Raw genomic sequence first — 18758 nt, 5'->3', positions numbered from 1 at the left:
CACGGGCCATTGCGCATGGCGGGCATCAGGGCGCGGCGGCGCGGCCGGTCTTGAAATCGCCGCCAGGGCCGGTATCGTCGGCGGCCTGCCTGCCCTTGGGTCCAACCGGGGTTGGCCCAGCTGACATGAGAGCGCCGCCCCATGAGCTTGAACACCTACCGCGCCGGTCCAGACGAGCACGGCCATTTCGGTATCTACGGGGGGCGCTTCGTCGCCGAAACCCTGATGCCCCTGATCCTCGACCTGGAAAAGGCGTACACCGCCGCCAAGGACGACCCGGCCTTCAAGGCCGAGATGGGCTATTACCTGAACCAGTATGTCGGCCGCCCCAGCAAGCTGTACTTCGCCGAGCGGCTGACCAATGAGCTGGGCGGCGCCAAGATATACTTGAAGCGCGAAGAGCTGAACCACACCGGCGCGCACAAGATCAACAACTGCATCGGCCAGATCCTGCTGGCCAAGCGCATGGGCAAGACCCGCATCATCGCCGAGACCGGCGCCGGCCAGCACGGTGTCGCCACGGCCACCGTCTGCGCCCTGTTCGGCCTGCCCTGCACCATCTACATGGGCGAGGTCGACATCGCCCGCCAGCAGCCCAACGTCTTCCGCATGAAGCTGCTGGGCGCGGAGGTGAAGCCCGTCACCTCCGGCTCGCGCACGCTGAAGGATGCGATGAACGAGGCGCTGCGCGATTGGGTCACCAATGTCGGCGATACCTTCTACATCATCGGCACCACCGCCGGCCCGCACCCCTATCCGGCCCTGGTGCGCGACTTCCAGTCCATCATCGGCCATGAGGTGCGTGAACAGATGATGGCCATGGAGGGCCGCCTGCCGGACACGCTGGTCGCCTGCATCGGCGGTGGGTCCAACGCCCTGGGCCTGTTCCATCCCTTCCTGGATGACGCCGAGGTCGCCATGGTGGCGGTCGAGGCCGCCGGCCACGGCATCGAGACGGGCGCGCACGCCGCTTCCCTCACCGGTGGGCGGCCCGGCGTGCTGCACGGCAACCGTACCTACCTGCTGCAGGACGGGGATGGGCAGATCCTGGAGGGGCATTCCATCTCCGCCGGCCTGGACTATCCGGGCATCGGGCCGGAGCATTCCTGGCTGCACGATGTCGGCCGCGTCACCTATGTAAGCGCCACGGACACGGAGGCGCTGAACGCCTTCCAGCGCCTGTCGAAGGTGGAAGGCATCATCCCGGCGTTGGAATCCTCCCACGCGCTGGCCGAGGTCATCCGCCGCGCGCCCACCCTGCCCAAGGATCACCTGATGGTCGTGAACCTCAGCGGCCGGGGCGACAAGGACATCTTCACCGTCGCCCGCGAACTGGGGGTCAGCCTGTGAGCACCACGAATTCCCGCATCGATCGCCGCTTCGCCGCCCTGAAGGCGGAGGGCCGCGCCGGCCTGGTCGCCTTCATCACCGCCGGCGACCCGGACCATGACACCTGCCTGGGCCTGCTGAAGGGCCTGCCGGGCGCCGGCGCCGACCTGATCGAGCTGGGCATGCCCTTCACCGATCCCATGGCGGACGGCCCGGCCATCCAGGCCTCCACCCTGCGGGCGCTGGCCGCCGGCGCCCGCATGACGCGCACGCTGGACCTGGTGAAGGCCTTCCGTGAGGGTGATGCCGACACGCCCATCATCCTCATGGGCTATTACAATCCCGTCTACGCCTATGGCGTGGACCGCTTCCTGGCCGACGCCAAGGCGGCCGGGGTGGACGGCCTGATCGTCGTCGACCTGCCGCCGGAAGAGGATGGCGAGCTGTGCCTGCCGGCCCAGGCCGCGGGCGTCAACTTCATCCGCCTGGCGACGCCGACCACGGACAAGGCCCGCCTGCCGGCCGTGTTGGCCAACACCTCGGGCTTCATCTACTACGTCTCCATCGCCGGCATCACCGGTGCCGGTTCGGCCACCAGCGACGCCATCGCCGCCGCCGTGGCCCACCTGCGGACGGGGACAGACCTGCCCGTGGCGGTGGGGTTCGGCATCACCACCCCGGACGGGGCGGCCGACGTGGCCCGGGTGGCGGACGCCGCCGTGGTGGGCAGCGCCATCGTCCGCCGGCTGGAGGCCAACCTGGACGCCGACGGCAAGGCCAAGCCCGGCCTGGTGCCCGACGTGCTGGGTTTCGTGGGGGAGTTGGCGGCCGGGGTGCGCGGCGCGCGGAAATAGGCTACAAGATCGGCTTTCACCTGTCCCGGGGGCGCGCCATCAGGCGCCGCCCCCGCTGGTGTTTGTCAGCGCCGGCCCTGGCCAGGCGAATGTCTTTAAGGTTAAGCACATGAACTGGCTCACTAATTTCGTCCGCCCCAAGCTTCAGGCCCTGGTGTCCAAGAAAGAGGTGCCGGACAACCTCTGGCACAAGTGCCCGTCCTGTGGCGCGATGATCTTCCACCGCGACCTGGAAGAGAACCTGCACGTCTGCCAGCACTGCGGTTTCCACATGCGCCTGGACCCCATGCAGCGCCTGAAGATGACGCTGGACGCCGGCTTCCAGACCATCGAGCTGCCCAAGCCGGTGGTGGATCCGCTGAAGTTCCGTGACCAGAAGCGCTACACCGACCGCCTGAAGGACGCGCAGTCCAAGACCGGCCGCCCCGACGCCATCGTCGTGGCCCACGGCCGCATCGACGGCCGCCCGGCCGTGGTCGCCGCCTTCGACTTCACCTTCATGGGTGGCTCCATGGGCATGGCGGTGGGCGAGGGCCTGCTGGCCGCGGCCAAGCTGGCCGTGCTGCAGCAGGCGCCGCTGATCGTGGTCCCGGCTTCCGGTGGCGCCCGCATGCAGGAAGGCATCCTGTCGCTGATGCAGATGCCGCGCACCATCATCGCGGCCGAGATGGTGAAGGAGGCGGGGCTGCCCTATCTGGTCATCCTGACCGACCCGACCACCGGCGGCGTCACGGCCAGCTTCGCCATGCTGGGCGACATCCATATCGCCGAGCCCGGCGCGCAGATCGGTTTCGCCGGCGCCCGCGTCATCGAAAGCACCATCCGCGAGACCCTGCCGGAAGGCTTCCAGCGGTCGGAATACCTGCTGGAACACGGCATGGTGGACATGGTGGTGCACCGGCGCGAGATGAAGGGCATGCTGTCCCGCCTGATCGACCTGCTGCGCAGCCCCGGCCCCGGCGCCGACGTGGTGCGCATCCCCACCGAGCCGTCGCGCCCGCGCCCGGTGCCTGTGACCAGCCGCTAAGGCTGGAGTTTGAACGGAGGGGGGATGGTCGTGTCGGATCTGGACCAGGTGCTGGCCCGGCTGGGCCAGCTGCATCCCAAGGTCATCGACCTGTCGCTGGACCGGGTTAAGCGCCTGCTGGACCGGCTGGGCCGGCCGCAGGATCATTTGCCCCCCGTCGTCCACGTCGCTGGCACCAACGGCAAAGGCAGCACCATCGCCTTCCTCCGCGCCATGCTGGAGGCGGCGGGCCACCGGGTGCATGTCTACACCAGCCCCCATCTGGTCCGCTTCAACGAGCGGGTGCGCCTGGCCGGCCGCCTGGTGGATGACGCCGCCCTGGTCACCCTGCTGGAACGGTGCGAGGCCGCCAACCAGGGCGACCCCATCACCATCTTCGAGATCATCACCTGCGCCGCCTTTCTCGCCTATTCCGAGGTGCCGGCCGACGTGCTGCTGCTGGAGACGGGGCTGGGCGGGCGGCTGGACGCCACCAACGTGGTGGACCGGCCGGCGGCCACCGTCGTCACCCGCATCTCCTTCGACCACACCCAGTTCCTGGGCGACACGCTGGCGGCCATCGCGGGCGAGAAGGCCGGCATCTTCAAGCCCGGCTGTCCCGCCGTGGTAGGCCCCCAGGCGCCGGACGTGCCTCTGTCCGTCTTCCGTGACCGCGCCGCCGCGCTGGGCGCGCCGCTGGCGGTCGCCGGTGCGGACTGGTCGGCCCTGGCCACCGCCGTCGGTTTCCGCTTCGAAGGCTTTGGCCGCACGCTGGACCTGCCCATGCCGGGCTTGCTGGGCGCCCACCAGATCGGCAACGCCGGCACCGCCATCGCCGCCTTGCAGCACCTGCCCCTGACGGTGCAGGACGCCGACATCGTCACGGGCCTGGCCACGGTGGAATGGCCCGGCCGCCTGCAGCGCCTGACGCGCGGGCCCCTGGCCCAGCTGTTGCCTGGCACCCAGCTGTGGCTGGACGGCGGGCACAACGACTCGGCGGGCGAGGTTCTGGGTGTGCAGGCTGAGCGCTGGACCGGCACCGGTGAGGTGCTGGACCTGGTGGTGGGCATGATCACCAGCAAGGTGCCGGCGGACTTCCTGCGGCCCATCGCCCCCTACGTTCGCCGCCTGGTGGCGATATCCATTCCGGGCGAGGAGGCGACCCGCCCCGCCGCAGATATCGCCGAGGCGGCCCGCGCGGTCGGCATCCCCCATGTGACCGAGGCCGCCAGCCCGGCGGACGCCATCGCCTGGCTGGCCAGGCAGGGTGCCGCCCCCCGCACCCTGATCTGCGGGTCGCTCTACCTCGCGGGTTCCATCCTGGCCGACAACGGCTGACGCGCCGCCGTCACCAATGCACCTCCAGCGTGCCGCCGATGGTGCGCGGCGCACCCAGGATGGCGCGGTTCTGGGACGTCAGGACGTACTGGGCGTAATGCTCGTCCGTGAGATTGTTCACGAACAGGTAGGCCCCCCAAAGCCCCGCGTCGTAGCCCACGCGGGTGTTGGCGATGGTGCGGGCGCCCACGCGGTACTGGCCCTGCGTCGCGCCCACGGCGGTGAAGACAGCATCGCGCCAGTTGGCGTTGAGGTTGGCGACGAAGCCGCCGCCGAAATGCAGGTTCACGCCGCCCGCCAGCGTCCAATGCGGGGCATAGGGGAATTCAGATCCCGTCAGATCCACGGTGGCGCTGCCGCCATTGGGTATGTGCAGCTCATCGAACTTGGTGCGCAGATAGCCGACGGAGGCGTACCAGTCCACCACCGGGCTGATCTTGTGCGTGGTTTCCAGCTCAACGCCGTAGAGGTGGGATTTGCCGGCGTTGACGGTGTTGTAGTCGTAGACGTTGTCGCTGAATCGCGCGGTGACCTGCTGGTCGCTCCAGTCCGTGTAGAAGGCGTTGGCGTTCACGGCTAGCGACCCGTCCAGCCAGGTGGAGCGGACGGAGCCCTCATAGTTCCAGCTGTATTCCGGATCATAGGGCACCAAAGCCGCGTGGGCGGCGTTCTGGCTGGATCCGCCGGAGCGATAGCCACGCTGCACCGTGAAGGCCGTCACCAGGTCCGGCGTCCAATCCATGGAAACGCCCGCCTTGGGCAGGAAGGCGTCGAAGGTGCGCTGGTTGGACGCGGTGGCCGAGGCCGCCTGGGCGACAATGCCGGCCACCCCCCGGTTGATGGCCTGCACGGCCAGGTTCAACGGCGTGCCCGCGGCGCCGAAGGCGGCGGGGTCGGGATAGGTGCCGGTGAACTGCGTGGCGGTGCCGGCGCCATACCGGTTCTGCTCATGGTCGTAACGGAAGCCGGCCAGCAGCGACAGCCGGTCGGTCAGGCGGTAGCGCCCGTCGCCGAACAGGGCCGCCGTCTCCACCTGTTGCGGCTGGTGGGCTTGGTAGGACACCGGGATCACGGGCAGGACCTGGCCATAGGCGGCGCTGATGGCGCTGGCGGTGGCGGCGGGGAAGCCGGCGCCCCGCAGCAGGTTGGTGATGGTCGTCAGTGGCGTGGTGACGGTGACGTGGCTATCGGCGTCGACGGCCAAATCGCGGTTATAATACCACCCGCCCAGCAGGCCGCTGAACCGGTCGCCCGCATAGTTCAGGCGCAGTTCCTCGGTGTAGGTGGTAGCCTTGGTCTTGTTGTCGACCACCTCGATGTCCGCCGGCGTGCCGTCGCTGTCCTGGCTGGCGTCCTGGCGCAGCCGGTTCCAGGAGGCGACGTTGGTGATGGTCAGCGTGTCGCTCAGCTTATAGGACAGGTTCAGGGTGGCGATGTCGGTATCCACCTTGCCGATGTTGGGCCGGTTGGAGAATGAGGTGCGGTGGTCGTAATAGTCCGGCACGTCGGTGCGGACATATTGGTAGAGATAGCCGCCATCGCGCCGCGTGCGGTCATAGCTCAGCACCGCCGTCAGGTCGGGCAGGGCCTTGGGCGTCCATTTCAGCTTGCCGCGCAGGGCCAGGGACCGCAGGGCGTCGTCATGGTCGCCCAGCACCTTGTTCTCAATGATGCCGTCGTTGATGCGCCGCTCCGCCGCCACCCGCAGGCCCAGTTCATCCGCCACCAGCGGCCCGCCGGCGGCGGCGGAGAAGGTGCGTTCCTGCTGGTCGGTCCATTGCACACGGGCGTCGCCGGCCCAATGGTCGGCGGCGGGGTCGCGGGTGGTGATGACCACGGCGCCGGCCATGGCGTTCAGCCCCTGGATGGTGGATTGGGGCCCGCGCAGGATTTCCACCTGCGCCACGTCCCACATGTCCGTCGGCCCGCCGAATAGGGCGGCGCCGGGAATAGGCGCCCCGTCGATATAGACGGTGGCGGCGTCGGCGTTGCCGGCGTTGGATACGCCGGTGTTGCCGATGCCGCGGATGGTGAAGCCGGCGGCGCCGTAGGTCTGCGCGACGTTGGCCGTGCGGTCGTAGATGTCCTGGATGGTCTGGATGTTTTCCTGGGCGATGCGCGCCGGCGTGGTGACGGCCACGCTGGTCGTCGTCTCCTTCAGCGTGCGGTTGGCCTTTTCACCCGTGATGATGATGTCGTCCAGCGCCTCGCCCTCCGCGGGGGCATCCCCCGGGGCGGCGGCAGGCGCGGCCTCAGCGGCCAGCGCGGCCCCTGAAGGCGGCCAGGACAACGCGGTCATGGCCAGCAGCAGGAAGGAGTAGGTTGTTTTCGTTCGCATTTTCGTCCCCGTCTTTTGTCGGGACCGTAAATGCTATGAAACTAAGAATCAATATCATTATTAACAAGATTTTTAGGCAGGGGGTGACGCGCCTCCCGGGAAGGCGGCCCCAGGATGTTGCCTCGCGTGATGCGCAAAGAAGAAGGCGGGCGCCCTGGGGACGCCCGCCTTTCTCTACCCGGCAGCTTCCGGCCCGGTGGGCCGGTTCAGATCACAGGTTGGACTTGACCCAGTCGGTCAGGGCCTGCTTGGGCAGGGCGCCAACCTTGGTGGCGACCACTTCGCCGTCCTTGAACAGCATCAGGGTCGGCACGCCGCGCACGCCGTACTTGCCCGGGACGTTGGGGTTGTCGTCGATGTCCAGCTTGGCCACGGTCAGCTGGCCGTTCAGCTCTTCGGCGATGGACTCCAGGGACGGGGCGATCATCTTGCAGGGGCCGCACCAAGTGGCCCAGAAATCGACCAGCACCGGGCCGCCGGCCTTCAGCACGTCGGTCTCGAAGCTGCTGTCCGTCACCTTCACCGTATTCTCGCTCATAACGCTATCCTTGGCTGCTAGGGCCCCAGGGCTTGGGGGTTCCTATGGTGGCCCTACCTAGTGCGGGTAGGTGCGCGGGGATTCCGCGCCCAGTTTCACCGATAAATGTAGGTGCCCTGGGCGGGTATGGTCAAGGCGGGCCCGGATGGGGGGCAGGGCGGTGGCGGGCCCCCCTTGAAAAGCGGCAATACCTTCCCCCTCGGGCCCAAAACGCAGAAAATGCCCAGTCGAAGACGGTGCGGCCGCATGGTCATGGCGTCGGGCCCGCCCGCGACGGGCCCCCAACGGCGGCGGGCCATCCTTGAAGACGGGGACGTTTGGCCATGGCGGGGTTTGCCATGCCACCCCTGTCCGCTCCCCTTTTTCGAGTCGGTTGAAATATTTTAACGCGACGTCTGTAAGCTTCTTTCCTTGGCGGCATGCGGTAAAATCTCGGGCGCACGTTGGTTATGGGGGACGTGGCGCTGGCCCGGGATTTGCTTAAAGAATTGTCCAGGGGTCAGTCCGTGACCAGGCTGGGTGGAATCGGGTTCCATCACGTCCCGTCACAATTAATCATTTGTCTGGCATATTTCCTTTGGATAGGAGAGGCTGGGCTCGCCTCCCCAAATGGGGGGCGGGCAGGGCCCGGGGGACAGCGGGGGGCGGCGGTTTCTGGGATGAGCCAAGCGAAAAGTCTGGATATTTCGCCGGGTACGTTTGGTGAGCGGGGAATTTCCATTCCCTTCACCACCCCGATGCTGAGTCAGGCCCGCATGCGGCCCACCCGCCAGGGCGAACCGGAATTCCTGCTGCCCAGCTTCAACGGCGGCAAGGGCATGTACATCATGCCTTGGCGCTCCCTGCCCGCGGTCATGACCGTCACCCTGCATGACAGGCTGCTGTACGACGCCCTGCTGGAACTGAAGCAGTATTCGCCCGACACCGTGCGCCAGGCGGTATTGGCCGTGCAGGCGACGGGTGTGGCCGGCGGCGACGCCTCGCTGGCGGCGGAAAAGACCCTGGCGCTGGATGTGGGCTATCAGGCGCTGACTCAGTTCACCCTGGTCATCGAGTTGCTGAAGCTGGCGCGCATGGACCCGGGCGAGCTGCTGGCCACCGGCATGACCGGTTCCGAAAGCCGGCGCCTGATGCGCGCCGCCCTGGGGCAGCTGGGCCAGCGGGCCAACCTGCCCGTGGAGGAGATGGTATCGCGGGTGGAGACCCTGGCCACGCTGATCGCCCCCGTGGGCCTGCCGCAGTGCCAGCAGCTGGGCCGCCTGCGCATGGCGGTGGGTGAACTGGAGCGCACCCGCGCCAGCTTGCAGCGCTGGGGCGCCACCGACTTCTCCGAAGTGTCGCAGCTGGCCGATTTCGTGGCCGAGACGGCCAAGGCGGCGCTGGACATGTCGCGCGACCGGCTGGCGCGGCTGGACGCCCGCTGCCGCGACCTGGGCGCCATCGCCGGTGATTTCCGTGCCCTGCGCGCCGCGGTGGCGGAGGATGTGACGCGGCTTGGCTGGCTCATGGACGGCTGGCCCTTCCTCATCCGCCTGTGGGACAGCGTGTCCGACAGCCCGCTGGAGACGCAGCAGTCCACCATGGGTGAGCTGTTCCGCCTGGCCCCCCTGATCCCGGTGGGCGAGGGCGGCAAGGAGCCGTCGGCTTACGATCTTGAGGTGTTGGGCAAGATACAGACGCGCTGGCTGCGCATGGGGGAGGACTGGCGTACCGGTGCCCTCGACATGACGGCGGTGATGCGGATCGAAGCCTTGAAGGCGACGCTGTCATGACCGATGCGGCCATCGCCCAGTGGCAGACCCTGGCGCGTGACGCCACCCGGCTCAGCGACGCCAAGTTCCTGCAAATCTACGCCCTGCTGGAACAGCTGGGGGACAAGCCCGGCATCGCCGGCGCATTCGACGCGATGCGCCCGCGCCTGACCCAGCTGCGCCCGCCCCGGCGGCCCACCGTCTCGCGCCTGTTCTTCCGCCCGGCGGAGGATCTGTTCGACGATCCCGGCGTCTATACACGCAGGCTGCAGCGGGTGTCGCGCGGCACCTTGCCCACCGCGTGGAAGCTGGTGCGGGCGCGGCTGGACGGCGGCATGGTGGATGGCGTCGCCCAGGGCATCCTGAAGGCCGATCCGCGTGATCCGCGTGTGATGGCCCGCGTGGCGGCCCCCCTCTGGGAAGCGGGCGCCCAGGCGCTGGCGGCCATCGCCGACGAGGCCGAAAATAACCTGCGCTTCATGGTCGATAATTTCGGCCGTGACGACGATGTGCTGCGGCAGATCCAGACGTTGCGCGACGTCCTGCTGCTGGGCGGAATCATCGAGGATTTGAAGCAGCGCCTACCGGAACGCCCTATCGGCGACCTGGCGGAAAGCCATGTCGAGGCCATCAAGGGCGTCATGGCGCAGTTGGGCGGGGCGGAAAGCCCGCAGGCCGCGGCGCCCGTGCTGCTGGTGCTGACCGCCCGCATGCTGCGCCCCGGCGTGGTCCTGAAGATGCTGACCGACATGCGCGTGACCGGCAACAGCCAGGCGCAGCGTGACGCCCTGACGCGCGACCTGTCGGGCGTGGTCGTGGGCAACCTGCTGCGCCAGACCGGTACCATGGCCAAAGCGCCGGAACCGACGCCGGGCGCCACACCAGGAGCCGCCCCACTTCCCAAGGATCCGGTGCAGCAATTGGGTTCCCTTGCCGCGGTGGCGGAGCGGCTGACCGATGGGCTCACCTCGGTCAACGACAGTGTCGCCATCCTGCGCGACAAGAAGATCGTCGACCGCGTGGCCGCCGCCCGCAGTGAGATCGGCGAATTCGTGCTGACCACCGTGCTGGGCGACGTGGAAAAGACCCTGGCCGGCCTGATGTATTCCGCCGGCGGCGTCTCCACCCCGCCCGACGAGATGAAGAAGGCGGAGGCCACGGTTCTGGCGCTCAAGCGCTCCGCCAAGCTGGCGGGGCACCTGGGCATCCAGCGCGAGATCACCGCCAAGATCACGGAAATCCGGCGGGAGATCGACCGCCAGACCGAGCGCATGATGGCCGCGCCTGGCGCCCGGGGCGATCCCGAGGTCCGACGGCAGATGTTCAACAACCTGCGCCTGGTCGAGATCCTGGCCGGTTCGGACGAGGCGGAGCGGATGTACCGCGAGTGGAACCGCCGCCTGACCTGACGCAGTTGGTCTGACGCCAGTTGATCTGACTGGGGCCCGCCGGCCGCCTCAGCCGTTGACCGCCCTCTTCAGCGATTTCTCGATCTGGCCGCCGCAATAGCTGTCGCCGTAGCGCCTGACCGACTCCTTGTCCCAAGCGGCCAGGGCCGGCGTCTGCCAGACCCCGCGGCTCAGGGCCGCTATCCCTGGGGCCGTCTCGTCCAGGATCGCGCCGATGCGGGGGAGGACGCGGCGCAGGGTGGACCATAGGGTGGCGGTGACGATGTCGGCCACGCCAATGGCGTCCCCACCCAGCATCAGGCCATGGTCGCGTTGCAAGCCGTGGCGCCGGCCGGTCGCCTCGAAGATCGACATCCAGCGCCGCAGCCGCGGGACGAAATCCTCCCACGTCGGGGGTGTCCACATCTCCCGCCCGCCGTGCAGGGTGATCTCATCGATCACGTCGTTGGCGTCGGCCACGATCTTCAGGGTCATGGCCCGGCCCTGTGGCGAGGGCGGCAGCAGGCTCAAGGTATCGCCCAGGTAAAGGGCGATGGCCGGCATCTGCGACACGGTGAAATCCGCCGCCCGGTCCACCAGCACGGGCGGACCCATGAAGGGTGCCGGCTGGTCGCCTGGGGCATCCTCCATCACCGCCACCAGGGTGCTTACCTCGGGTTCGTCCCAGGCCTTGCCCGCATGGGCCAGGATGGCGCGGATGAATTCCCCCCGAAAGGGGACGGGCCAGTAGTACAGGGTGTAGTCGGACATCGTCAGGGCTCCTCCGGTAGGCTGGCGGGCCAATGACCCACTTATCCCCCCTCTTGGGTAACTCCCGGCGCGCGATAAGGTTCAGCTCAAAATGACGGCATCCATGCGGGCCGGATCGACCTCGGTGATGAAGGGACCGTCGGTCCACAGCAGCAGGCAGCGGATGGCCAGGTCCGGATAGATACGCCTCAAAGCGTCCCGGTAGGCGGCCATCTGCGAGACGTACAGGCCGGGAATATCCTCCGCCGTGCGGGGCGGGGGACGGTTGGTCTTGAAGTCGACGATCTTGACCTCGGTCGCCGTCACCACCAGCCGGTCGATCTGCGCCGCCAGGGGGCGCGTGCCCACCGTGCCCACCAGGGGCACTTCCGACCGGCTGTCGGGACCGAACAGGTCGGCGAACTCCGGATGGTTCAGCACGCGCAGGGTTTCCGACCAGATTTCCTCCCGCGCGGCTTCGTCCAGGCCATGGGCCGGGCGGTCCAGCCAGCGGCGGGCGGCCCCGGCCCGGGCCGCCACCGGCATTTCCGGCAACAGCTGCAGCAGCTTGTGTATCAAGGTGCCGCGCTTGAAGCGGCGGGCCTCTTTCGCCTCGCCATCGCCCAGGGGCGACCGCACCGCCGGTTCCTCCCCATCCGGGCGGGAGGGGGCCAGCGGACGCGACGGTGCGGGCTCGGCCGCCGGTGGGGCCAGCAGCCAGGCGGGGGTGGGGGGGATCGCCTCGGCACCGTCGCGCGCGGCGCGTTGGGCGGGCGGCGGGCGGGTCTGCGGCTCCGACAGCACCCGGCCATCGCCGGCCCATCCCAGGCCCGACACGGCGGTCAGGTCGAAGGCCCGGCTGGGCGCCACGGCGGCCAGCGCCCGTTCCGTCAGGCGGAACCAGGTGTCGTCGCTGGTGGCCGTCTTACCCTCATAGCCGCAGACATGCAGCCGGTCCTCCGCCCGGGTCAGGGCGACGTACAGCAGGCGGCGGTATTCCTGGTCGCGCCGGCGGTCGGCGGCGGCGCGGGCGGCCCGGGCCCTCACGTCCTCCTGCTCCCGCCGGGGGGCGTACAGGGGTACACCAGGGGCGGAGTGGCCATCGCCGCCGCCCTCTTCGTCTCCGTGGGGCCACAGGATGCGCGGGCTGGTCACCGGCTTGCGCGTCGTATCGGGCAGAATGACCACCGGCGCCTGCAGGCCCTTGGAACCGTGGACGGTCATGATGCGCACCTGCCCGCCCTCCGGCCCGCGATCCTTGGCGCCCGTGTCCAGCTCGCGCTTCACTTCCGTCTTTCCGGCGGCCAGCCAGTGCAGGAAGGTTTGCAGGGACGGCGGATGGGCGCGGTCAAAACCCAGGCACAGGCTCAGGAACTCATCCACCGGGTCGATGGCCTCCGCCCCCAGGCGACCCAGCAGGGCGCGCCGGCCGCTGACCGGGTCGGCCGGGCAGGGGCGGGTCAGCAATCCAGCGAACAGCTCATAGGGGGCGGTGTAGTCGACCTCGCCCAGCAGGCGGCGCAGCCAGGCGTAGGCGGGTTGGAAGCGCGGGTCCGTTTCCGCCCGCTTCACCAGGGCCGGCCATAGGCGGCCGCCGCGCCCGTGCGCCAGGGTGAACAGCGCCTCCTCATCCAGACCGATGAAGGGGCTTTTCAGCACGGTGGCCAGGGTCAGGTCGTCTTCCGGCATCAGCAGGAACTGGCCCACCGCCATCAGGTCCATGACGGCCAACTGCTCAGTCAGCACCATGCGGTCCACGCCCGCCACCGGCACGCGCCGTTCCTTCAGCGCGCGCACCAGCTGCTGGACGAAGGCGTTGCGGCGGCGGACCAGCACCAGGATGTCGCCGGCGGTCAGGGGCCGGCCGCGCGCCTCCAGCACCTCGCCCTTGGCGATCCAATGGGCGATGTGGTCGGCGATGACCGTGGCCAGGCGGGCCTGGGGCCTGTCTTCCGGCTCATGGTGCAGGGGCGGGGACCAGGCCGGGGTGTCCGCCCCGTCGCCGGGCCGCACCAGGGGCCACAGCTCCACCGTGCCCGCCATGCCCTGGCGGAAGGGGCGGTGGCGGATGGCCTGGGCCGACACGCCGTCCCGGGCCTCCTGCTGCGCGAACACCGTATCCACCGCCTGCAGCACGGCGCCGACGGACCGGAAGCTGGTTTCCAGGTCGACGATGGCCCAGGGGCGTTCCGCCTGCTGCACCCGCGCCTGGAAGGTGCGGCGCATGCGCGCGAACTCCGCCGGGTCGGCGCCCTGGAAGCTGAAGATGGACTGCTTCTCGTCACCCACCACGAACAGGGTGCGCCGGGCCTGCGACTGGCCCTCGCCGGCGAAGAACTCCTCTGCCAGGGCGCTCACCACCCGCCATTGCTCCGGGTTGGTGTCCTGCGCCTCGTCGATCAGGATGTGGTCCAGGCCGCCGTCCAGCTTGTACAGCACCCAGGCGCAGGCCTGGGCATCGCCGGTCAGCAGGGCGCTGGCCGCCAGGATCAAATCGTCGAAGTCCAGTTGCGCCCGGCTGTCCTTCCAGCGCTGATAGCCTTCCAGCATGCTGCCGGCCAGCGTCAGCAGGCTGGCGGTGGATTGGGCGACCGTCACGGCGCGCAGACGCTCCTGCAACGCCACCAGGCGCTGGCCTTCCTGGGCCAGGATGTCGGCCGTGCGCGGGTTGGCCGCCAGGGCACCCTTGGTGGCCAGTCGCGACCGCACCGTGCCGTCCGCCGTCAGGAACAGCTGGCGATAGGCCGCGATGTCGGTCAGGCGGCGGTCGATCTGGTCCAGCCACAGCTGGATGCCCTGGCCGCGCTCCACATCTGTCGCGGTGCCCATGGCCAAGGCGGCGCAGGCCGCGCGCAGGCCGGGGACGTCCAGCACCTCGTCCCGGCAACCGGCGGCCAGCACGCTTCCCTCCGTCTCGCCCGGATCGACCTCCAGATGGCGGAACAGGGCGGCCACCGTTCCTTCCAGGCCGCCATGCGCGTCCAGGATGCGGCGGATGCGGCCGCGCTGGGCCACCAGGTCGGCCAGCAGCTCCGCGAAGCTTTCTTCGTTCAGGGCGCCGGCCAGGCGTTTCAGGGCCCGGCCCAGGGGAGTGTCCGGCCGGTCCTGGGCGGATGCCAGCATGTGGGCCTGCGCCTCGGCCAGAGCTTCCGCCGCCGTGCGGTCATCCATGACCTGGAAATTGGGCGGCAGCCGCGCCTCCAGCGGGAAGCGGCGCAGCAGGGACTGGCAGAAGGCGTGGATGGTCTGGATCTTCATACCCCCGGCCGTGTCCAGCACGCGGGCGAACAGGCGGCGGGCGGTCAGCACCTCATCCCGCGTGGGCGGGCGGCCGTTCAGCTCGGCCAGGGCCTGCGTCAGGTCGCCATCCGCCATGACAGCCCAACTTGCAAGGCGTTCTGCAATGCGGTTGGCCATTTCCGCCGCGGCCGCCTTGGTGAAGGTCAGGCACAGGATGCGGCCAGGCTCGGTGCCGGCCAGCATCAACCGCACCACCCGGTCGGTCAGCACCTTGGTCTTGCCGGTGCCCGCCGACGCCCCGACCCAGACGGACGTGTCCGGGTCCGAGGCCTGGCGCTGCTTGACCGTGGGGTCGATGGGGCGGTTCAAGACCTCGCTCATGCCTCACCCCCGTCGCCCACTGACCATTCCGCCACGCGTGCCAGATGCAGATAGTCGGAATAGCGCGGCGCCATGCCCGGCCGGGGCTGCGAGCGGTAGGGGGTGGATTCTTGGTCAAACAGGTCGATCAGCTGGCGCAGGCCCTCCACCGCCTCCGCCGCCAGGCGGGCGGGGTCCAGTTTCAGGGCCACCACCTGGCCGGCGGGCTCACCCCCCGTCAGGCGCCAGAAAGCCAGTTGCTCCACCACCGGTGCCCGCAGGCCGAAACCGCCGGACAGGGCGATGGCCGCTTCCAACGGCAGTTGGGGGGCGAAGCCCAGCTCCACGTCCTTCGCGCGCGGCGGTGTGCCGGTCTTGTAGTCGATGATGGCGATGGACCCGTCGGGGTGGCGGTCGATGCGGTCGGCCTTGGCGATGATCTCGAACGGCTTGTGCGCCGTCTCCAGGGTGAGGATGCCCTTGGCCTCGGTCGCCAGGGGCTGGATGCCGCCGGCCCGCCGCTCCCGCTCCAGCGCCAGGAACCAGTCGGCGATGCGCTCGAACCTGGGCCACCAGAAGGTTTCCAGGCTGGGCTGGCCGCTGTAGGGGGCGAAGGCCAGGCGGCCGAAGCGCAGCAGCTGCTCGCGCGCATCCTCGGGCAGCAGGGTGCCGGGGTTGGCCTTGATGAAGTCGTCCAGCGCCTTGTGGATCATCGTGCCGCGGTCGGCCGCCCCGGGATCGGCGTCCAGCGGGTCCAGCGCCTCCAGGCGCAGGACGTGGCGGGCGTAGAGCGCATAGGGGTCGCGCATCCAGGTCTCGACCTGGGTGACCGACAGGCGGCGCGGCCGGGCGGCCACGGGCGGGCGCGGTTCCGGCGGGGGGCAGGGCCGCACGGCCGCCGGCGTGTCCATGGCCTCCGTCCAGGCGGTCCAACGGCCCATGGTGGTGCTTAAAGCGCGGGGGCGGCCCAGCGCCTTCAGCACCGTGTCCAGCCGCAGCAGCCAGCGCGACGGCACGGTGGGCGTGCCCTCCACCCTTTCCGACCGGGTCAGCACCACGGTGGCGGCGCCGCAGGCCTGGGCGAAGTCATGCGCCGTCTGGCCCAGGTGCCGTTCCGGCGTGGGCAGGCCGAAGCGCTGGCGCATGGGGCGCGACAGCCAGGGGTCGGCCTTGGGCTGCGGCGGCCAGGTGCCCTCGTTCAGACCGCCCAGGATCATGACGTCGAACTGCTGCAGCCGCGCCTCCAGCAGGCCCAGGATGTAGAGGCGCGGGTGCAGGCCATAGCGGGGGCGCACCGCGCGGCCCACCATCAGGGCGCTGATGACGGCTGCATAGTCCGGCCCGCCCAGCTCGGGGAAATCGTGGCCGGCGTCCTGCAACTCGTCCACGAAGGCGGCGGCGGCCTCGCCATCATCCAGGCGCCACAGGCGGTCGGCGCCCGATTGCGTGTCGCTGGCGGCCAGGGCCTCCGCCGTGCGGGCATGCAGGTCCAGCCAGCCGGCCAGGGTCTTGCCCGTGCCGCTCATGGCCGCCAGCAGGGGCCGCAGGATTTCCTCCAGCCCGTCGATGAAGGCCGACAGGCGGGCGCGGTGGGCGTCCGGGTCGCCATGGCTGTCGAAGCGCCGGGGCTCCGCCTGGGCCAGGGCCAGGCGCAGGCCCTCGAAGCCATCGGCCGGCCGGGGGCCGCGCAGCACCGCCCGTTCCAGGTCGCGCACCTGGGCGCGGAAGAAGGATGGGTTCTGCCCGCCCGCCGCCAGGGGATGCTTCAGCAGGGACAACAGCGCCAGGGGGGCCGGCTCCGCCGCCCAGTCGGCCAGCAGGCGCAGATAGCTGCCCACCGCACTCTGGGTCAGGGGCAGGCCGGCGCTGTCGTTGACGGCGATGTCCCAGCGTTTCAGCGCCAGGGCCACGCGCCGGGCCAGGTCGCGGTCGGGCGTCACCAGGGCCGCCGTTCGGCCCGGCGTCTCCAGCACCTCGCGCATCATCAGGGCGATGGCGCCCGCCTCCTCCTGCGGGGTGGCGGCATCCAGGCGCGACAGGCCGGCCAGGGCTTGATCGGCCACCGCCGCCAGGGCGCTGGCGGACAGGTCCTGCCAGGCCTCCGTGGTGCCGGCGGGGCGCAAGGCCTCCGCCACCAGGCGGGCGCGGGCGGGGTCGCTGCGGCGGTGGGCCATGACCTCCGGCAGCGGGTCGGGCAGGGGCCAGGGCCGCACCGCGCCCCGGCGGATCTCCAGCCGTTCCAGCAGGCGCTTCAGCCCGTATTGCGGGTGGGCCTCGTCCAAATCCTGCCAGGTGGCCTCATCGCAATCGAGGTCCAGGCCGGGCAGGACGACGGCGCCCTGGGGCAAGGCCGCGACCACCGCCAGCAGGTCGGCGGTGGCGGGGATGCTGCCGGTGGAGCCGGCGGCGATGACGGGGCCGGGCGGCGGCTGGGCGCGCCAGGTTTCGGCCAGGGCCTTCAGCCGCAGTTCGCGTTCCTTGGCAGGATCGACACCCCCCTCGTCCGCCAATAGCGCCGGCCAATGCTGGGTGATGATTTCCAGGAAGCGCAGGGTCACCTGCCAGTGCTGGGCGTAGTCGTCCGGCACCAGGCGGGCCAGATCCTCGAATTTGCAGCCCTCGGTCTGCACCTCGTCCAGCAGGCGCGCCAATTCGCCCGCCAGGCTCACGGCCTGGGCGGGGGTGGCGGCCAGGTCGGGGGCGCGCATGACCAGGCGGGCCAGCAGCAGCTGCCGGCGCAGGGCGGGCACGGCCTGGGGCAGCTCGGTGCCACCCTGGGTGAACACCACCTCGTCCGTATCCACGTCGCCCAGGGGCGACAGGCGGGGCAGCAGGATGGGCTTGCCGCCCGACAGGCGCAGGAAGGCTTCCCGCAGGGAGCGTACGGCGCGCACCGTGGGCAGCAGGACGGTCAGCCGCGACAGGGCCAGCGGGTCATCGCCCACCCGCGCCAGGATGCCGGCCGCCAGCGCGTCCACGAACGGCAGCCCCGGCGCGATGGTGAACAGGGATGTGCCGGTCTCCTCCCCCGATGCGGCAGGCCAGGTCATGGGGTCAGGGCTCGGCCTTGCGCGGCTGGCTCAGCTTGGCGTCGTGCAGGATGGGGTGGCCCAGCAGGGTGTTCACCTCCTCCACCGCGTCGGGCGTGCCGACATGGAACCAGACGCCGTCGTGGCGCATGCCGTACAGGCGCCCCGCCTCTTCCGCCTGTTGCCAGAGCCTGAGGTTGGAGAAACGGTTCTCGGTGATGGCGTGGTACAGCTCCGGCTTCACGATGTGCACACCGGCGAAGACGAAGGGGGCCAGTTCCCCCTCGGCGCGATAGCGCAGGCGGCCGTCGGCTTCCATGTGGTAGTCGCCGGGGCCGTCATAGCCGACGGCGGCCACCGTGGGCATCATCAGCAGCAGCACGTCCATGACCGCCGGGTCCCAGGTGGCGGCCAGCCGTTTCAGCGCCGGAATGGGCCCGTCCAGCCACAGGATGTCGGCGTTGACGACGAAGATGGGATCGGCGCCCAGGTGGGGCAGGGCGTGGCGTACGCCGCCGCCCGTCTCCAGCAGGTCCGCCTCGGGCGACAGGGTGATGGCGGGGCTGGACCGGCCCGCCAGATGGCTTTCGATCATGGCGCCCAGGTGGTGGGTGTTCACCACCGCGCGTTCCACGCCGCTTTCGGCCAGCCGGTCCAGGGCGTGGTCCAACAGCGGGGCGCCGCCCACCTCCACCAACGGCTTGGGCCGCGTCAGGGTCAGCGGGCGCATGCGCAGGCCCAAGCCGGCGGCCAGCACCATGGCGGTGTGGGGGACGGAGGCGGCAGGGGCGGGGTTGGCAGAAGGGGGGGTGGCGGTGGCGGCAGAAGCGGACATCG

12 protein-coding genes are annotated in these 18758 nt (G+C 70.0%); 6 read left to right on the top strand and 6 right to left on the bottom strand.

From position 1 onward, the window contains the following. The first annotated feature begins 141 nt into the window (after positions 1 to 141). The 4 genes from trpB to FBZ88_RS23945 all read left to right on the top strand — a co-directional run bounded on the left by trpB (position 142) and on the right by FBZ88_RS23945 (position 4527). A complete protein-coding gene (trpB, locus tag FBZ88_RS23960; protein ID WP_145619601.1) occupies positions 142 to 1350 on the top strand; it encodes a tryptophan synthase subunit beta in 1209 nt (402 codons plus the stop codon). Continuing rightward, entirely contained in the window at positions 1347 to 2183 is an 837-nt protein-coding gene (gene trpA, locus FBZ88_RS23955) for a tryptophan synthase subunit alpha (protein WP_145619600.1), read from the top strand. The genes trpB and trpA overlap by 4 nt, the downstream gene beginning before the upstream one ends. Before the next feature lie 109 nt (positions 2184 to 2292). After that, complete coding sequence (accD, locus tag FBZ88_RS23950; protein WP_088872364.1) at positions 2293 to 3210, top strand: acetyl-CoA carboxylase, carboxyltransferase subunit beta; 918 nt, start codon at positions 2293 to 2295, stop codon at positions 3208 to 3210. A gap of 24 nt (positions 3211 to 3234) precedes the next feature. After that, entirely contained in the window at positions 3235 to 4527 is a 1293-nt protein-coding gene (locus FBZ88_RS23945) for a bifunctional folylpolyglutamate synthase/dihydrofolate synthase (RefSeq protein ID WP_145619599.1), read from the top strand. A gap of 10 nt (positions 4528 to 4537) precedes the next feature. On the opposite strand, the gene FBZ88_RS23940 is transcribed toward FBZ88_RS23945, so the two are convergent. Together FBZ88_RS23940 and trxA are read right to left on the bottom strand one after the other, a co-directional pair. Beyond that, a complete protein-coding gene (locus FBZ88_RS23940) occupies positions 4538 to 6865 on the bottom strand; it encodes a TonB-dependent receptor (RefSeq protein ID WP_246138829.1) in 2328 nt (775 codons plus the stop codon). Between the two features lie 211 nt (positions 6866 to 7076). Then, positions 7077 to 7403: a thioredoxin TrxA gene (trxA, locus tag FBZ88_RS23935; protein WP_088872363.1), complete on the bottom strand. Its 327-nt coding sequence runs from the start codon at positions 7401 to 7403 to the stop codon at positions 7077 to 7079. A 755-nt stretch (positions 7404 to 8158) separates the two neighbouring features. Here trxA and FBZ88_RS23930 point away from each other — a divergent pair. Continuing rightward, complete coding sequence (locus FBZ88_RS23930) at positions 8159 to 9175, top strand: hypothetical protein (protein WP_145619598.1); 1017 nt, start codon at positions 8159 to 8161, stop codon at positions 9173 to 9175. Then, complete coding sequence (locus FBZ88_RS23925) at positions 9172 to 10563, top strand: hypothetical protein (RefSeq protein WP_145619597.1); 1392 nt, start codon at positions 9172 to 9174, stop codon at positions 10561 to 10563. The genes FBZ88_RS23930 and FBZ88_RS23925 overlap by 4 nt, the downstream gene beginning before the upstream one ends. A 48-nt stretch (positions 10564 to 10611) precedes the next feature. Here FBZ88_RS23925 and FBZ88_RS23920 read toward each other — a convergent pair whose 3' ends face one another. From FBZ88_RS23920 to FBZ88_RS23905, 4 genes are all read right to left on the bottom strand, one after another. Further along, positions 10612 to 11313 carry a glutathione S-transferase gene (locus FBZ88_RS23920; protein WP_145619596.1) on the bottom strand — a complete coding sequence of 234 codons (702 nt, stop codon included), beginning with the start codon at positions 11311 to 11313 and terminating at the stop codon, positions 10612 to 10614. 81 nt (positions 11314 to 11394) lie between these two features. Further along, positions 11395 to 14913 (bottom strand): double-strand break repair helicase AddA, encoded by a 3519-nt coding sequence (gene addA, locus FBZ88_RS23915; protein ID WP_145619595.1) that lies wholly within the window; start codon positions 14911 to 14913, stop codon positions 11395 to 11397. Continuing rightward, positions 14910 to 17942 carry a double-strand break repair protein AddB gene (addB, locus tag FBZ88_RS23910; RefSeq protein ID WP_145619594.1) on the bottom strand — a complete coding sequence of 1011 codons (3033 nt, stop codon included), beginning with the start codon at positions 17940 to 17942 and terminating at the stop codon, positions 14910 to 14912. The genes addA and addB overlap by 4 nt, the downstream gene beginning before the upstream one ends. Before the next feature lie 4 nt (positions 17943 to 17946). Then, the gene (locus FBZ88_RS23905; RefSeq protein WP_145619593.1) at positions 17947 to 18756 is read right to left on the bottom strand and encodes a nucleotidyltransferase family protein; all 810 of its coding nucleotides are present in this window, start codon (positions 18754 to 18756) and stop codon (positions 17947 to 17949) included. Positions 18757 to 18758: the final 2 nt, after the last annotated feature.

It is taken from the genome of Nitrospirillum bahiense (assembly GCF_007828025.1).
In the GTDB taxonomy this organism is placed as follows: domain Bacteria; phylum Pseudomonadota; class Alphaproteobacteria; order Azospirillales; family Azospirillaceae; genus Nitrospirillum; species Nitrospirillum amazonense.
The sequence above is the reverse complement of the archived record's forward strand: the minus strand, read 5'-3'. Positions and strand labels throughout refer to the sequence as shown.

Bases quoted from the DNA above. Each gene is read 5' to 3' on its own strand.
- trpB (WP_145619601.1), top strand. From the start codon at position 142: ATGAGCTTGAACACCTACCGCGCCGGTCCAGACGAGCACGGCCATTTC.
- accD (WP_088872364.1), top strand. From the start codon at position 2,293: ATGAACTGGCTCACTAATTTCGTCCGCCCCAAGCTTCAGGCCCTGGTG.
- FBZ88_RS23945 (WP_145619599.1), top strand. From the start codon at position 3,235: ATGGTCGTGTCGGATCTGGACCAGGTGCTGGCCCGGCTGGGCCAGCTG.
- FBZ88_RS23940 (WP_246138829.1), bottom strand. From the start codon at position 6,865: ATGCGAACGAAAACAACCTACTCCTTCCTGCTGCTGGCCATGACCGCG.
- trxA (WP_088872363.1), bottom strand. From the start codon at position 7,403: ATGAGCGAGAATACGGTGAAGGTGACGGACAGCAGCTTCGAGACCGAC.
- FBZ88_RS23930 (WP_145619598.1), top strand. From the start codon at position 8,159: ATGCGGCCCACCCGCCAGGGCGAACCGGAATTCCTGCTGCCCAGCTTC.
- FBZ88_RS23925 (WP_145619597.1), top strand. From the start codon at position 9,172: ATGACCGATGCGGCCATCGCCCAGTGGCAGACCCTGGCGCGTGACGCC.
- FBZ88_RS23920 (WP_145619596.1), bottom strand. From the start codon at position 11,313: ATGTCCGACTACACCCTGTACTACTGGCCCGTCCCCTTTCGGGGGGAA.
- addA (WP_145619595.1), bottom strand. From the start codon at position 14,913: ATGAGCGAGGTCTTGAACCGCCCCATCGACCCCACGGTCAAGCAGCGC.
- addB (WP_145619594.1), bottom strand. From the start codon at position 17,942: ATGACCTGGCCTGCCGCATCGGGGGAGGAGACCGGCACATCCCTGTTC.
- FBZ88_RS23905 (WP_145619593.1), bottom strand. From the start codon at position 18,756: ATGTCCGCTTCTGCCGCCACCGCCACCCCCCCTTCTGCCAACCCCGCC.